Origin of the sequence: Streptomyces sp. NPDC050085, from assembly GCF_044460595.1 — a bacterium.
Taxonomy (GTDB): Bacteria; Actinomycetota; Actinomycetes; order Streptomycetales; family Streptomycetaceae; genus Streptomyces.
Genome location: NZ_JBITJZ010000007.1, coordinates 223,886 through 238,290, shown reverse-complemented (window position 1 = coordinate 238,290; position 14,405 = coordinate 223,886). Strand labels below are relative to the sequence as shown.

Here is a 14,405-nt window from a genome sequence, read left to right as displayed (position 1 = left end):
GCCATGCCGCCCCGCGGATGCTGCCGGTCGCTCAGTGGCCGCGCCTGATCCACTCGTCGAGGTGCGGTGCCTCCGCGGCGATCGTCGTACTGTCACCGTGTCCGGTGCGTACGACGGTCTCGGGCGGCAGCGTCAGCAGCCGCTCGCGAATCGACGCGACGATCGTCGGGAAGTCGCTGAAGGTACGCCCCGTGGCCCCCGGGCCGCCCTGGAACAGGGTGTCACCGGTGAAGACCGTCCCGAGCGCGGGCGCGTACAGACTGACCGCCCCGTGGCAGTGCCCCGGCGTGTGCAGCACCGTCAACTCCACGCCCGCGACGGCCAGTTGCTGCCCGTCGGCGAGCTCCGCGTCCGGCGCCCGGTCCGGGTGCGTGCGCTTCCACAGGTCCGTGTCGGCGGGGTGCAGCAGGATCGGTGCGCCGGTCCGTTCCGCGAGTGCGGGGGCGGCGTCGATGTGGTCGTCGTGGGCGTGGGTGCACACGATGGCGACGAGCCGCCGGTCCCCGACCGCCGTGGCGATCGCGTCGGCGTCGTGGGCGGCGTCGATGACGATCACCTCACGGTCGTCGCCCACGATCCATACGTTGTTGTCGACGTCCCACGTTCCCCCGTCGAGGGAGAACGTGCCGGACGTGACGAGGTGTTCGATGCGGGCGTCGCCCTGCGGTGCCTGCGGTTCCTGCGCTGCGGCGGTCATCAGAAGACCACCACCGAACGGAGCACGTCTCCGTGGTGCATCCGCTCGAACGCCTTCTCCACGTCCGCGAGCGCGATGGTCTCGGTGACGAACGCGTCGAGGTCGAGGCGACCCTGCCGGTACAGGTCGATGAGCAGGGGGAAGTCGCGGGAGGGCAGGCAGTCGCCGTACCAGGACGACTTGAGCGAGCCGCCGCGTCCGAACACGTCGAGGAGCGGCAGATCGATCCGCATCTCCGGCGTCGGCACGCCGACGAGCACGACGGTGCCCGCCAAATCCCGTGCGTAAAAGGCCTGTTCATAGGTCTCGGGGCGGCCGACGGCCTCGATGACGACGTCCGCGCCGAAGCCGCCGGTCAGCTCGCGCACGGCCTCGACCGGGTCGGTGGAACGGGAGTTGACGGTGTGCGTGGCCCCCAGCGAGCGGGCCGTCCGAAGCTTCTTGTCGTCGATGTCCACGGCGATGATCTTCGCGGCGCCCGCGAGCCGCGCGCCGACCACGGCGGCATTGCCCACGCCACCACAGCCGATGACGGCGACGGAGTCGCCGCGTCCGACCCCTCCGGTGTTGATGGCGGCGCCGATCCCGGCCATCACCCCGCAGCCGAGGAGACCGGCCGCGGCCGGTGAGGCGTCCGGATCGACCTTGGTGCACTGACCGGCGGCGACCAGGGTCTTCTCGGCGAACGCGCCGATGCCCAGCGCGGGGCTCAGCTCGGTGCCGTCGGCCAGGGTCATCTTCTGCTTGGCGTTGTGGGTGTTGAAGCAGTACTGCGGGCGGCCGCGCAGACAGGCACGACACTGCCCGCACACGGCACGCCAGTTGAGAATGACGAAGTCACCGGGCGCGACCTCGGTGACGCCCTCTCCGACGGCCTCGACCACACCCGCGGCCTCGTGCCCGAGCAGGAACGGGAACTCGTCGTTGATCCCGCCCTCCCGGTAGTGCAGGTCCGTGTGGCAGACCCCGCACGCCTGGACCTTCACCACGGCCTCGCCCGGACCCGGGTCCGGCACGGTGATCGTCTCGATCGACACCGGCGCGCCCTTGGCCCGCGCGATCACGCCCTGCACCTGCTGTGCCATGACGGTCAGCCCTCTTTCTCTCGCGTCGTCCACTGCGTGTCCTACGTGTCCTGCGTGTCCTACGCGTCCATGGTCGCGCACACCAGTGACACGTAACAGCACCGGTACCACCCCGTCGCCGGCCTCCGTGCCGCACCGGTGCCCAGGTCGGAGCGCTCTAGGCTGCACGCGTGCGTGACCGACCGGTGGCCGCGACCACCCTCCTGCCCGTCAACGGCACCCTCGCGGTGACGCTGGTCGTCCTCCTGCTCCTGGCGGTCGCCGTGGCCGGGGTGTTCCGCCTCGCGCCGGACGCGTCGTGGCGCCGGGCCCGGGACATCGCGGTGGCGGGCGTGCGCGCGACGGTCCAACTCGCCGTCGTGTCCCTCCTCATCGGCTGGGTCGTCCGCCACGGAGCGGCGCTCCTGGCGTTCCTCCTCCTGATGTTCGCGGTCGCCGCGCGCACGGCGGGCCGGCGCATCACGCGGGACCGCAGCTGGACGTGGGCGGCGCTGCCGATCGCGGCGCCGGTGGCCCCCGTCGTGGGCGCGCTCATCGCCTCGGGCCTGCTCCCGCTGCGCGGCATCGCGCTGATCCCGGTCACCGGCATCCTCATCGGCGGGGCGCTCACGTCGACGGTCCTCGCCGGCCGCCGCGCCCTGGACGAACTCACCCTGCGCAAGGGCGAGGTGGAGGCCTGCCTCGCCCTTGGCCTCCTCCCCCACGAGGCCCGCCTCGAAATCGCCCGCCCCGCCGCGTCGGACGCCCTCCTCCCCGGCCTCGACCAGACCCGCACGGTGGGCCTGGTCACGCTCCCGGGCGCGTTCGTCGGCATGCTCCTGGGCGGCGCGTCCCCGGTCCAGGCGGGCACGGTGCAGCTGTTCGTCCTGGTGGCGTTGATGGCGGTGCAGGCGATTGCGGTGGCGGGGACGGTGGAGTTGGTGGCTCGGGGCCGTTTGCGCCGCCCGGAGGACTGAGACCGGACCGGCACCTGGCAGCGCGCGCGGCGCCGTGACTGGGCCGACTGGGCAGCGCGGCCCACCCGAGTGAGACGATCCCTCAATGGCGATGATCGATACCAACAGTGCCTCCGGAGACTACGTCCGGTTCCAGTCGACACAGCCGGATGCGCGAGGCCGGTACGTCGGTGTGTTCGGGCTGATCAACAATCTCGCCAAGCAGGGGCGGCTCTCGGCAGACCAGGAAGCCTTCCGCCGCGCCAACAACGACTGGTACGACGCCGCCTATCCGGACCCCTCGACCGTTGACCCCACCGTCTACGACGCGGAGACCAACCCGGGCGCACACGCCTGGTTCAAGCCGACCGCCACGCACCTCATCGAGCGGGTCCCCGGCTACTTGAGCGTTCTGGCGGCTCATGGAGTGGACTGCAGGCAGGTGCGTTCCGCAGATCCCGGGCGCATCGTCTACGAGGACGACGTACAAATCGTTGTCGTCCCTCACCTGTAGTCGCCCTGGCGTCACCGGGGCGGAATCGGCTGAGATCAGACGCAGCCACACGCTGTACTCGGGCCGCTGCACGCTGAACCACCTGCGCGGTCCCCCCGACTCCTGCTTAGATCATGTACATGCAGGTGACAGCCGCTGATTCGTTTTACAGCTCTTCGCTCTTCTGGGCAGCCGCAGCGGTAATCGGCTCACTGCTCATCGGCATCGGCAGCATGTGGGCGACACTCCGAGCAGCGAACCCCAAGCGGAGCCTCCAGTACGCATTCGAAGAGACGCAGCTTCTCGTCGAGCACCCCCACGTCGGGGGCTCCCTGGAGGTTCTCAGGAACGGGGTCGGCCTCACCTCGCCACGCGTGGTGAGACTCCGTATCCGCAACAACGGGCGGCGCGACATCGTCGCCTCTGACTTCAGTCAGCAGCACCCGATCAAGGCGTCATTCGGGACGGCAGTCCTGGAAATCCTCGCCCCCTTGCCCCAACCCGACGACACGGAGCCGCCCGCCGTCACCGCGCACGGCACCCAACTCCGCATAGCCCCAAGAAGGTTCGGAAGCGCCACCGACACCTCCTACGCCGTACTCGTGGACGGCGACACGACATGCGAGCTCCACCACGACCTGGAGAACGTCCAGGTCCGCGAAGGCATCCCGATGCGCTTCACGACCCGTCTGAAGGCAGAGGTCATCTTTCCGATGGCCGTGGCCGCGTACGCCCTTCTGCTCCTGATCGTTGCGCCCTTCTCCTGACCACTCGCGGGGCAGCGAGGGCCGCCGGGTCCGCCCCGCAGGATTCAAGGGCGTACACCGGGCCGGGAACGGTCGCTCGCGTGTGGCGGCGTACGCTCCCGACCATGACCGTTTACGACGCAGTAGAGATCGGCCGCCTTCAGGGCGGCGACGCCGACCTGTCGCAGTACGAGGGCAAGGCCGTCCTCATCGTCAATGTGGCCTCCAAGTGCGGGCTCACCCCGCAGTACACGGCCCTCGAGGAGCTCCAGAAGCAGTACGCCGCCCGCGGCTTCACCGTGCTCGGCGTGCCCTGCAACCAGTTCATGGGGCAGGAGCCCGGTTCGGCCGACGAGATCGCGGAGTTCTGCTCGGCGACGTACGGCGTGACGTTCCCGTTGACCGAGAAGGTCGAGGTCAACGGGGAGGGCCGGCACGCGCTGTACGCGAAGCTGGTGGAGACGGCGGATGCCGAGGGGCACACCGGTGACATCCGGTGGAACTTCGAGAAGTTCCTGGTGGGTCGCTCCGGTGACGTCGTGGCCCGCTTCGCCCCGCAGACCACTCCGGACGCCCCCGAGGTCCTCGCCGCGATCGAGAAGGAGCTCGGGGCTGCCTGAGCGCGGTCACGGGGAACCGGATGTGATCCGTTTCAGCGCGGCCCGGCCCGCCGGGCCCCACGTCGGCTTGCCGCCGGGCAGGCCCCGGTCGCCTGCCAGGCCGATGCGGATCAGGTCGATCGCGCGCAGGATCGCCCAGCCGCGGGCCCGGCGGATCGTCGCCGGGCCCGCTGCGGCGTAGGCGGAGAAGAAGGCGGCGGCCGCGCCGGCCGGGAGCAGGAGCCAGGCCGCTGCCAGGTCCGTGGCGGGGTCGCCCGTGCACAGGTCGCCGAAGTCGACGACGCCGGCGAGGGTGCCGTCGCGTACGACGACGTTCGCGGGGTGCAGGTCGGCGTGCAGCCACAGGGGCGGGCCCTGCCAGGCGGGGGCCGCGAGCGCGTCGTCGAGGAGCGCACGCAGGGCGTCGGCCTCCGGGCCCTCGGCCATGTCCGTGAACAGGTCGTCGGCGTCGGTGGTGACGTGCGCCAGGGGAACGCCGCGGTGCGGCGAGGTCGGGGCGTCGGCCGGTGCCGGGTGGTGCAGCGCCCCGAGGAAGTCCGCCAGGGTCTTGGCCGACAGGTCGCCGTGGACGATCGGGGTGCGGTCGGCCGGTTCGCCGGGGACCCACGTGGTGACGGCCCAGGGGCGGGGGAAGGCGGGCGACGGTTCGCCCGTGCGCTGGGGTACCGGGACCGGCAGCGGTAGGCGGCGGGCGAGGCCGGGGACCCAGCGGTGTTCGTTGCCCACGCGGAAGGACGACTCGTCGAAGCAGGGCAGGCGGAGCGCCAACTCCGCGCCCACGCGCCACAGTTGGTGGTCCCAGCCCGTCGCCGCGTGCCGCAGCGGCAGCTCCGCGAGGTCGGGGTGCTGGTCCCGCAGCAGCTGTCGCACGAGGGGTTCGTCGATCGTCACGTCGCTCATGCGTCGGAGCATGTCAGGTGGGGCAGGACCGCTCGCGTCGCCGTCCTTCTTCCCCGAGAATGGGGCGATGGCCGCCACGGAGCAGCTCGCCCCCGGCACCGGCCCTGGCGTGCGGCTCTCGTCGGCGCGCGGGCGGTGGATTCTGGCGTGTGTCGTGCTGGCCTCGGGCATGGCGATGCTGGACGGGACGGTCGTCAACGTCGCGCTGCCGACCATGGGCCGTGACCTCGGCGCCTCGCTGTCGGCGCTGCAATGGGTCGTCAACGCCTACATGTTGACGCTGTCCGCGCTGCTGCTGTGGGGCGGCGCGATGGGCGACCGGATCGGGCGGCGGCGCACGCTGGTGCTCGGCGTCGCGTGGTTCGCGGTGGCGTCGGCGCTGTGCGGACTGGCCCCGGAGGAAGGGACGTTGATCGCGGCGCGGGCCCTGCAGGGCGTCGGCGGGGCGCTGCTCACTCCGGGGTCGCTGGCGCTTGTGCGGTCCGTGTTCCATCCGGACGACCAGGCGCGGGCCGTGGGCGCCTGGTCGGGGCTGACCGGTGTGGCGGGGGCGCTCGGGCCGTTCCTCGGCGGCTGGCTGATCGACGGTCCCGGGTGGCGGTGGATCTTCCTCATCAATGTGCCGATCGCCGCGCTGGTGCTGGTGATCGCGGTGCGGTACGTGCCCGAGAGCCGGGACGCGGGCGCCGCCGACGCCCCGTTCGACCGGCTCGGCGCCGTGCTCGCCGCGCTGTGCCTGGCCGGGGTGAGTTACGCGCTGATCGGGTCGTCGGGCGGTGCGTCCGCCGTGTCGACCGGGCTGCCCGCCGTCGCCGGTGTGGCCGCCGGTGCCGCGTTCCTGCTCGTCGAGCGGCGCCGGGCCGCGCCCATGCTGCCGCCGTCGCTGTTCGCCTCGCGGCTGTTCAGCGCCACGAACGCGATGACGCTGTGCCTGTACGCGGGCATCGGCGGCATCCTCTTCCTCCTGCCGGTGCAGCTCCAAGTCGCCCTGGGATACGACGCGTTGCAGGCCGGCACGGCGACGCTCCCGGTGACGGCGCTGATGCTGCTGCTGTCCGCACGCGCCGGGGATCTCGCACGCCGGGTGGGGCCGACGCCGCCGCTCGTCGTCGGGCCGCTGATCGCCGCATGCGGGGTCCTGCTGATGCTGCGGATCGGCCCGGACGCGTCGTACGTCGCCGACGTGCTGCCCGCGGTGACGGTGCTCGGCCTCGGCATGAGCCTGTTCGTGGCGCCGCTGACCGCGACGGTGCTGGCGTCGGTGGACCCGGAGCACGCCGGGCTGGCCAGCGGGGTGAACAACACGGCCGCGCGCGTCGCCCAGCTGCTGGTGGTCGCCGCGCTGCCGCTGGCCGTCGGCCTGTCCGGCGAGGCGTACGCGCGGCCCGACGCGGTGAACACCTCGTTCCACCGGGCCGCGTACGGCTGCGCCCTGCTGTTCGTGCTGGCGGCCGTGACGGCGGCGGTGTTCGTGCGGCCGCGGCACGTGCGCCCGCGTCTCGCGGACGCCCCGAAGCCGCAGTGCCGGTCCCATCTCGGCGTCGGCGCACCGGCGTTGGAGCCCGGCGACCGGCGCTGAGCGACGTCTGGACCGCCTCAGCCACGCGGGCCGAAGAGCGCGGCGAGCGCGCGGTCGACGACGGCCGTCACGTCCTCCTCCCCCGCGGGCACGAGCGCGTACGTGCGCAGCAGGAAGCGGCGCAGCGCCGAGGTGTCGAACTGGACGACGGCCATCCCCTCGGGCGCGTGCAGCTCGACGACGGTCCGGGCGCGGCCGCACGGCCACACGTGGACGTCCCCGGAACCGGCGGGCGTGCGCAGGCCCTCGTCGAGGAGCGCGCGTGCGAACGCCCAGGTCACCTCGGTGTCGGCCAGCGTGATCTCGGCGGGGAACGCCAGCTGGATCGCGAGCGGGTCGCCGGACGCGTAGCGGAGAGTGACGGTGACGGCGCGCTCGGGTCCACCGCCCCCGGAGGTGACGAGGCGGGCGCGGGCGGGTTGTTCGAGGGTGACGGGCAGCGTGGTCGGCATGGCAGGTTCCCCTTCTTGCGCTGCGTGGTGCGGGGCTCGATGCCCCTTGATGTCTCTTGACGTCCTCTCGACGCGGCAGCGGGCCGACGCATTACGGCAAAGCGCGAACCAGGTGATGTGACCTGTGCCACTCACCCCTCCATAATCCGACATTTGTCAATTAACGTTTCAAACTTCGCACCCGATCCGCAGTCGGAGTCCTGCCATGACCGACGGCCCCGCCGCCGCACCGATAGCCGAGTACGCCCGGATCTACGAGGCCGAGCAACCCCGTCTCGTCGCCTACGCGCGCTCGCTGACCGGCAGCCCCTGGCTCGCCGACGACCTCGTCGCCGAGGCGCACTTCCGGGTGTGGCGGCGGCTCGCCGCCGGGCACTCCATCGACAACGTGGCCGCCTATCTGACGACGACCGTGCGCCGCCTCGCCGCCACGGCCGGGCGCGGAGCGGCACGCGAGACGCCGCTCGACCCGCAGGCCGGGGCGGAGTCGATGCAGCTGTCCTTCGGGGCGTACGAGGACCAGGACCCGGCGTCGCGCGCGGCGGGCGTGGACCTGCTGGCCCGGGTCCTCGGTCAGTTGCCCGAGCGCTGGGTGAAGGCGCTCTGGCTCGCCGAGGCGGAGGAGCAGCCGCTGGAGGCGGTGGGGCGGCGGATCGGCGCGGGCAGCGGGGCCACGGCCGTGCTGCTGCACCGGGCACGGGAGGGGATGCGCCAGGCGTTCCTGCGGGCCCATCCCGGTGTGCCCGAGGATCCGGCGTGCGAGGCGCAGTGGGACAGGATGCCCGCCCATGTGCGCGGCGCGGCGTCCGCACGCCAGTCCGAGAAGCTCCTCGCCCACGTCGACACCTGCGACGACTGCCGGACCCGGCTCGCGGTGCTGCTGCGCGCCAACGAGCGGCTCCCCGCACTGGTGGGACCGGCGCTCCTGGTCTTCGTACTCGGCGGCGCGGGCACGTACCTGCTGCCGCTGGCGGGCGGAGCGGGTGCGAGTGCCCCTGCGGGTGCCCATGCCGGTGCCGTGTCCGGCGGGCACGGCACCGGGGTGCTGCACGGGGTACGGCACGGGGTGCGACACGCCCTGACCGGCGGCGCGAAGGCCCCGGCCGCCGTCGCCGGGGTGCTCGGCGTCTCCGTGGCGGGGGCGGCCGTCGCGGCCGGACTCGTACTCACCGGGAGCGGGACCCCGGCGCCGCCGCAACGCACCGCGGCAGTCGTCGGCGACGCGCCCTCCACCCACCGGGACAGCACAACTCCGACTCCGCGTATGGCAACTCCCCCTTCCCCGAAGGGGGTTGACCCGTCATCGCCCGAGCAGCGGACTCCCGCGACACGAGCCGAACCGGCACGCCCGCCGGCACCGCCCCGGCGGGCAACACCCCCGGCCGCGCCCGCTCCGGCGACACCCCCTGAAACCGCTGCTCCGCCAACGCCTGATCCGGCGCAACCAGAACCGACGAGGCCCGAACCAACGACGCCAGAGCCGACGACGCCAGAGCCGACGACACCGGCACCCGCGGGACCGACTGAGCCGACGGAGCCGACGGAGCCGACGGAGCCGTCACAGCCGTCCCAGCCGACGGAACCCGCACGCCCCACCGAACCCCCACAGCCCACGGCTCCCCCGGAACCCACCGAACCCACCACCGAGCCCACAGACCCCGCCACCGAACCCACCCCCGAACCTTCCGAACCCCAACCACCCGCCCCCACCTGCGAACCCTGGCTCGGCCCCCTCTACATCTGCTCCGTGGGCTGACGCCGCCGCACCCGGCGGGTGCGGCGCCCGCCCACCCGTTGCACCATGACTGCATGCTCTTCGCCCGGCTCGCACAGGTGTCACAGGACGTCGCCGCCACCTCGGCACGGTCCAAGAAGACCGAGCTGCTCGCCGAGCTGTTCCGGGACGCGGAGCCCGACGACGCGCCGCTCGTCATCCCGTATCTGGCGGGACGCCTTCCGCAGGGGCGGCTCGGCATCGGATGGCGGGTACTGAGCGAGCCCGTGGCGCCGGCGCCCCAACCGCGGCTGAGCGTGCAGGACGTCGATGCGGCGCTCACGGTGATCGGCGATGTCGCGGGCGCCGGTTCGCAGGCCGAACGGCGGCGCCTGGTCGGCGAGTTGATGGGGGCGGCGACCGAGATCGAGCAGCGGTTCCTGTTCGGCCTGGTGACCGGCGAGGTGCGGCAGGGCGCCCTGGACGCCGTCGCGGTGGAGGGGCTCGCGCGGGCGACCGACGCGGCCCCGGCGGACGTACGGCGGGCGGTGATGCTCGCGGGTGGTCTGCAACCGGTCGCGCAGGCGCTGCTGGCGCGGGGCCCGGCCGCTTTGGCGGACTTCCGGCTCACCGTGGGGCGCCCGGTGCAGCCGATGCTCGCGCACACCGCCGGCTCGGTCGGCGAGGCCCTGGACAAGCTCGCCGAGCTGGGCGCGTGTGCCGTGGAGGAGAAGCTCGACGGGATCCGCGTCCAGGTGCACCGGGACGGGGACGAGGTCCGCGTACACACGCGCACGCTCGACGACATCACCGATCGGCTGCCCGAAGTGGTCGCGGCCGCGCGGGAGTTGGCGAGCGAGTCGTTCATTCTGGACGGTGAGGTCGTCGCGCTCGACGGCGACGGGCGGCCGCGGGCGTTCCAGGACGTGGCCGGGCGGGTCGGGTCGAGCGTGGACGTCGCGCGGGCAGCCGCGGCACTGCCCGTCTCCCCCGTCTTCTTCGACGTGCTGTACGCCGACGGACGCGATCTGCTGGATCTGCCGTTCGCCCGGCGGCACGAGGAGTTGGCGCGTCTGGTGCCGGAGCCGATGCGGGTGCGGCGCACGGTCGTCGACGACGGCGAGGACGACCGGCAGCGGGCCGCGGCCGACACCTTCTTCGCGCGGACCCTGGAGCGGGGACACGAGGGCGTCGTCTGCAAGGGGCTCGAGGCCCCGTACAGCGCGGGGCGGCGCGGGGCGTCCTGGCTGAAGGTGAAGCCGGTGCACACGCTGGACCTGGTGGTGCTCGCGGCCGAGTGGGGGCACGGGCGGCGCACCGGCAAGCTGTCCAACCTGCACCTGGGCGCGCGGCGCGACGACGGCTCGTACGCGATGCTCGGCAAGACGTTCAAGGGCCTCACCGACGCGTTGCTGGCCTGGCAGACCGAGCGGCTGCGGGAGTTGGCGGTGAGTGATGACGGGCACGTCGTGACGGTGCGGCCCGAACTCGTCGTCGAGATCGCGTACGACGGGCTGCAGCGCTCGACGCGATACCCGGCGGGGGTCACGCTGCGCTTCGCCCGCGTCGTGCGTTACCGCGAGGACAAGACGGCCGCCCAGGCGGACACGGTGGAGACCCTGCTCGCCGCGCATCCGCCCCTGAACGCCTGACCGCTGACTGTTTCTTTGCCAAAAGATGGCACGTATAGGGTGGTGCGCGGATCGAAAGATGCACGCGCCATCTATTGGTAGGGGAGACAAGGGGATCACCGTGCCCGCTTCACGCCTGAGCAGGACGCCATTGCCGGGAATCGGCTACCGCTACGACCTGACCACCCGCGAACAGCGCCAGTTGTCGGTCATCGCGCACCGGGACGGGGGCCGCACCCTCAGCGCGTACCGGGCCGACGACCCCGACGCCTGTGCGCTGTCGCTGAAACTGACCTCGGGCGAAGCGGCGTATCTCATCGACGCGTTGACACCCTCGCACCACAGCCCGAACCTGCTGCACACCACCGATCTGGGCCTGGTCGCCGAGCGGATCGAGATACCCGCGACCTCGTACTGGAACGGCAGGCTCCTCGGCGAGACCCACCTGCGGACCGAGACGGGGGCGTCGATCGTCGCCGTGCTGCGGCGGTCGGGGGCGATCCCGTCCCCGACGCCCGACTTCCGGCTCGCCGGCGGCGACACGGTCATCGTGATCGGCACCCGCGAGGGCGTCGAGGCGGCCGCCGCCATCCTGGGGCGGGAGTGATCGGATGCATTCCGCCGTCTTCCTCATCGAGTTCGGGGCGATCATCCTCGCGCTCGGCCTGCTCGGCCGTCTCGCGGGGCGGCTCCGCTTCTCGCCGATCCCGCTCTATCTGCTCGCCGGGCTCGCGTTCGGCGAGGGCGGGCTGCTGCCCCTCGGCGCGAGCGAGGAGTTCGTCGCGATCGGCGCCGAGATCGGCGTCATCCTGCTGCTGTTGATGCTCGGCCTCGAGTACACGGCGAGCGATCTCGTCAGCAACCTCAAGACGCAGTACCCGGCCGGGCTCGTCGACATGACCTGCAACGCGCTGCCCGGCGCGGCCGCCGCCCTCCTGATGGGCTGGGGCCCGGTCGCGGCCGTCGTGCTCGCCGGAGTCACCTGGATCTCGTCAAGCGGCGTGATCGCCAAGGTGCTCGGCGACCTCGGGCGGCTCGGCAACCGCGAGACGCCGGTCCTCCTCAGCATCCTCGTCCTGGAGGATCTGGCGATGGCGGTGTACCTGCCGATCATCACCGCCCTGCTGGCCGGGGTCGGCTGGGCCGCGGGCGGTCTGACGCTGGCCATCGCCCTCGGCGCGGCCGGGCTCGTGCTGTTCGTGGCCGTGCGGTTCGGGCGGCACATCTCGCGGTTCGTGTCGAACGACGACCCGGAGAAGCTGCTCCTCGTCGTCCTCGGTCTGACGATCCTGGTCGCGGGGATCGCGCAGCAGTTGCAGGTGTCGGCGGCGGTCGGCGCGTTCCTCGTCGGGATCGCGCTGTCCGGGGAGGTCGCCGAGGGCACGCACACGCTGCTGTCGCCGCTGCGTGACCTGTTCGCCGCCGTGTTCTTCGTCTTCTTCGGGCTGCACACCGATCCGGCGAGCATTCCGCCGGTACTGCTGCCCGCGCTGCTCCTCGCCGTGGTCACGGCCTGCACGAAGATCTTCACCGGGTACTGGGCGGCACGCCGGGCCGGTGTCTCCGTCAAGGGCCGCTGGCGGGCGGGCGGCGCGCTGGTGGCGCGCGGCGAGTTCTCCATCGTGATCGCGGGGCTCGCGGTGACGTCCGGGATCGAGCCGCGGCTCGGGCCGCTGGCCACCGCGTACGTGCTGATCCTGGTGATCGTGGGCCCGCTGACCGCCCGCTACACGGAGCCGCTCGCGCAGCGCCTCTTCACCCGGCGCACGCCCGAGGCCGCGGCGTCGCCCGCGGTGCCCGGGCCGCGTGCCGCCGGGGACTCCGCGCCCGTGGACGAGCAGATCGGCTGACGGTACGAGGGCGGCCCCACCGGGGAGGGAACGATGCCGTTCTCTCCCCGGTCGCCGTCCTTGAGCAGGGCGCTTAGCGTGGTGGCGAGATGGATCGGGGGGTGTACCTGGGTGTCTGGAGGTCACCATGGATCGCTCACCCGACTCCGCAGCACAGTCCGAACCCGGCATACGGACCGTGCCGCCCGGCGGCGGTGAGGTCTCCTACGCGGGCGGCGGCAACCACGAGCACCGCTGGCTGATCCTCGGCGTCATCGGACTCGCGCAGCTGATGGTCGTCCTCGACGCGACGATCGTGAACATCGCCCTGCCCTCGGCCCAGCAGGACCTCGGGTTCAGCGACGGCAACCGGCAGTGGGTCGTCACCGCGTACGCGCTCGCCTTCGGCAGCCTCCTGCTGCTCGGCGGCCGGGTCGCCGACCTGGTGGGCCGCAAGGCCGTCTTCATCGCGGGGCTGATCGGCTTCGCGGGCGCCTCGGCGCTGGGCGGCGCGGCGAACAGCTTCGGCATGCTGGTGGCGGCGCGGGCCCTGCAGGGCCTGTTCGGCGCGCTGCTCGCACCGGCCGCGCTGTCCCTGCTGACGACGACGTTCACGGACCCGAAGGAGCGCGCGAAGGCGTTCGGCATCTACGGTGCCATCGCCGGTGCGGGCGGCGCCGTCGGCCTGCTGCTCGGCGGTGTGCTCACCGAGTACCTGGACTGGCGCTGGTGCCTCTACGTGAACCTGGCCTTCGCGGTGGTCGCGATCCTCGGCGGCATGCGACTGCTGCACGGCGGCCGCCCCGCGGACCGGCCGAAGCTGGACGTGCCCGGGACGATCCTCGTCTCGGTCGGCCTGTTCTGCATCGTCTACGGGTTCTCGAACGCCGAGACCCACTCGTGGAGCGACTGGAAGACGTGGGGCTGCCTCGTGGCCGGCGCGGTGCTCCTCGCCGTGTTCGCCTGGTGGGAGACGCGGGCGACGCATCCGCTGCTGCCGCTGCGGGTGATCCTCGACCGGGACCGCGGGGCGTCCTACCTCGCGATGTTCATCTCCGGCGCGGGCATGTTCGGCGTCTTCCTGTTCCTGACGTACTACCTGCAGCAGATCCTCGCGTACTCGCCGGTGATCACTGGTGTGTCGTTCCTGCCGATGGTGGCCTGCATGGTCGTCTCCTCGGTCCTCGCCACGAACTACCTGGTCCCCAAGCTCGGGGCGAAACCGATCGTGCCGCTGGGCATGGCCCTGTCGGCGGCGGGCATGGCGTGGCTGACGGGGCTCGACGTGAACAGCAGCTACGCGCCGCACGTGCTGCCGCCGCTGCTCGTCTCCGGTGTCGGCCTCGGCCTGATCTTCGCGACCGCGATGAACCTGGCCACGTCGGGGATCGCCGCGCACGACGCGGGTGTCGCCTCCGCGATGGTCAACACCAGCCAGCAGGTGGGCGGTTCGATCGGCACGGCCCTGCTGAACACCCTCGCCACCAGCGCCGCGACGAACTACCTCGTCGGCAGGCAGCCCACGCCGCAGGTGCAGGCGCTCGCCTCGATGAAGAGCTACACGACCGCGTTCTGGTGGTCGGCGCTGTTCTTCGCGATCGGCTTCGTGGTGACGCTGGTGCTGTACCGGCCGGGGCCGCCGAAGCAGCCGGCACCGGGCGAGGGCGCCGTACACATGTGATGCGGTTCGGGCCGCCCACCCATGGGGCATACCCTTTCTGCAA

Annotated in this window: 14 protein-coding genes; 10 read left to right on the top strand and 4 right to left on the bottom strand. The window is 72.3% G+C overall.

The window, feature by feature from the left end; all coding sequences use genetic code 11:
* Positions 1–31: 31 nt before the first annotated feature.
* Together ACIBUY_RS26360 and ACIBUY_RS26355 are read right to left on the bottom strand one after the other, a co-directional pair.
* On the bottom strand, positions 32–697 hold the full coding sequence (locus ACIBUY_RS26360) for an MBL fold metallo-hydrolase (protein ID WP_399153915.1): 666 nt from the start codon (positions 695–697) through the stop codon (positions 32–34).
* A complete protein-coding gene (locus ACIBUY_RS26355; protein WP_365565977.1) occupies positions 697–1,782 on the bottom strand; it encodes an S-(hydroxymethyl)mycothiol dehydrogenase in 1,086 nt (361 codons plus the stop codon). The genes ACIBUY_RS26360 and ACIBUY_RS26355 overlap by 1 nt, the downstream gene beginning before the upstream one ends.
* A gap of 170 nt (positions 1,783–1,952) precedes the next feature.
* Between ACIBUY_RS26355 and ACIBUY_RS26350 the strand changes: the two genes are divergently transcribed.
* The 4 genes from ACIBUY_RS26350 to ACIBUY_RS26335 all read left to right on the top strand — a co-directional run bounded on the left by ACIBUY_RS26350 (position 1,953) and on the right by ACIBUY_RS26335 (position 4,576).
* The gene (locus tag ACIBUY_RS26350) at positions 1,953–2,738 is read left to right on the top strand and encodes an ABC transporter permease (protein ID WP_365565979.1); all 786 of its coding nucleotides are present in this window, start codon (positions 1,953–1,955) and stop codon (positions 2,736–2,738) included.
* An 85-nt stretch (positions 2,739–2,823) separates the two neighbouring features.
* Complete coding sequence (locus tag ACIBUY_RS26345) at positions 2,824–3,231, top strand: hypothetical protein (protein ID WP_365565980.1); 408 nt, start codon at positions 2,824–2,826, stop codon at positions 3,229–3,231.
* 113 nt (positions 3,232–3,344) lie between these two features.
* Entirely contained in the window at positions 3,345–3,977 is a 633-nt protein-coding gene (locus tag ACIBUY_RS26340) for a hypothetical protein (protein WP_399153914.1), read from the top strand.
* A 104-nt stretch (positions 3,978–4,081) separates the two neighbouring features.
* Entirely contained in the window at positions 4,082–4,576 is a 495-nt protein-coding gene (locus tag ACIBUY_RS26335; RefSeq protein ID WP_365565983.1) for a glutathione peroxidase, read from the top strand.
* 6 nt (positions 4,577–4,582) lie between these two features.
* On the opposite strand, the gene ACIBUY_RS26330 is transcribed toward ACIBUY_RS26335, so the two are convergent.
* Positions 4,583–5,476, bottom strand: coding sequence for a phosphotransferase (locus tag ACIBUY_RS26330; protein WP_399153913.1), 894 nt, complete (start codon positions 5,474–5,476; stop codon positions 4,583–4,585).
* Between the two features lie 67 nt (positions 5,477–5,543).
* On the opposite strand from ACIBUY_RS26330, the gene ACIBUY_RS26325 reads away from it, so the two are divergent.
* Entirely contained in the window at positions 5,544–7,055 is a 1,512-nt protein-coding gene (locus ACIBUY_RS26325) for an MFS transporter (protein WP_399153912.1), read from the top strand.
* Positions 7,056–7,072: 17 nt separating this feature from the next.
* Here the strand turns inward: ACIBUY_RS26325 and ACIBUY_RS26320 are convergent, their stop codons facing one another.
* On the bottom strand, positions 7,073–7,507 hold the full coding sequence (locus ACIBUY_RS26320) for an SsgA family sporulation/cell division regulator (protein WP_365565988.1): 435 nt from the start codon (positions 7,505–7,507) through the stop codon (positions 7,073–7,075).
* A 205-nt stretch (positions 7,508–7,712) separates the two neighbouring features.
* Between ACIBUY_RS26320 and ACIBUY_RS26315 the strand changes: the two genes are divergently transcribed.
* The 5 genes from ACIBUY_RS26315 to ACIBUY_RS26295 all read left to right on the top strand — a co-directional run bounded on the left by ACIBUY_RS26315 (position 7,713) and on the right by ACIBUY_RS26295 (position 14,362).
* The gene (locus ACIBUY_RS26315) at positions 7,713–9,263 is read left to right on the top strand and encodes a sigma factor (RefSeq protein WP_399153911.1); all 1,551 of its coding nucleotides are present in this window, start codon (positions 7,713–7,715) and stop codon (positions 9,261–9,263) included.
* A 53-nt stretch (positions 9,264–9,316) separates the two neighbouring features.
* On the top strand, positions 9,317–10,873 hold the full coding sequence (locus ACIBUY_RS26310) for an ATP-dependent DNA ligase (protein WP_399153910.1): 1,557 nt from the start codon (positions 9,317–9,319) through the stop codon (positions 10,871–10,873).
* 100 nt (positions 10,874–10,973) lie between these two features.
* Positions 10,974–11,459, top strand: a complete 486-nt coding sequence (locus tag ACIBUY_RS26305; protein ID WP_365565994.1) for a TrkA C-terminal domain-containing protein — start codon at positions 10,974–10,976, stop codon at positions 11,457–11,459.
* A gap of 4 nt (positions 11,460–11,463) precedes the next feature.
* Positions 11,464–12,702: a cation:proton antiporter gene (locus ACIBUY_RS26300; protein ID WP_399153909.1), complete on the top strand. Its 1,239-nt coding sequence runs from the start codon at positions 11,464–11,466 to the stop codon at positions 12,700–12,702.
* Positions 12,703–12,829: 127 nt separating this feature from the next.
* Complete coding sequence (locus ACIBUY_RS26295) at positions 12,830–14,362, top strand: MFS transporter (protein ID WP_365565998.1); 1,533 nt, start codon at positions 12,830–12,832, stop codon at positions 14,360–14,362.
* The last annotated feature ends 43 nt before the right edge of the window (positions 14,363–14,405 follow it).

What these genes read in the sequence shown, in the direction of transcription:
- ACIBUY_RS26360 (WP_399153915.1), bottom strand. Translation starts at nt 697, where the DNA reads ATGACCGCCGCAGCGCAGGAACCGCAGGCACCGCAGGGCGACGCCCGC.
- ACIBUY_RS26355 (WP_365565977.1), bottom strand. Translation starts at nt 1,782, where the DNA reads ATGGCACAGCAGGTGCAGGGCGTGATCGCGCGGGCCAAGGGCGCGCCG.
- ACIBUY_RS26345 (WP_365565980.1), top strand. Translation starts at nt 2,824, where the DNA reads ATGGCGATGATCGATACCAACAGTGCCTCCGGAGACTACGTCCGGTTC.
- ACIBUY_RS26340 (WP_399153914.1), top strand. Translation starts at nt 3,345, where the DNA reads ATGTACATGCAGGTGACAGCCGCTGATTCGTTTTACAGCTCTTCGCTC.
- ACIBUY_RS26335 (WP_365565983.1), top strand. Translation starts at nt 4,082, where the DNA reads ATGACCGTTTACGACGCAGTAGAGATCGGCCGCCTTCAGGGCGGCGAC.
- ACIBUY_RS26330 (WP_399153913.1), bottom strand. Translation starts at nt 5,476, where the DNA reads ATGAGCGACGTGACGATCGACGAACCCCTCGTGCGACAGCTGCTGCGG.
- ACIBUY_RS26325 (WP_399153912.1), top strand. Translation starts at nt 5,544, where the DNA reads ATGGCCGCCACGGAGCAGCTCGCCCCCGGCACCGGCCCTGGCGTGCGG.
- ACIBUY_RS26320 (WP_365565988.1), bottom strand. Translation starts at nt 7,507, where the DNA reads ATGCCGACCACGCTGCCCGTCACCCTCGAACAACCCGCCCGCGCCCGC.
- ACIBUY_RS26315 (WP_399153911.1), top strand. Translation starts at nt 7,713, where the DNA reads ATGACCGACGGCCCCGCCGCCGCACCGATAGCCGAGTACGCCCGGATC.
- ACIBUY_RS26310 (WP_399153910.1), top strand. Translation starts at nt 9,317, where the DNA reads ATGCTCTTCGCCCGGCTCGCACAGGTGTCACAGGACGTCGCCGCCACC.
- ACIBUY_RS26300 (WP_399153909.1), top strand. Translation starts at nt 11,464, where the DNA reads ATGCATTCCGCCGTCTTCCTCATCGAGTTCGGGGCGATCATCCTCGCG.
- ACIBUY_RS26295 (WP_365565998.1), top strand. Translation starts at nt 12,830, where the DNA reads ATGGATCGCTCACCCGACTCCGCAGCACAGTCCGAACCCGGCATACGG.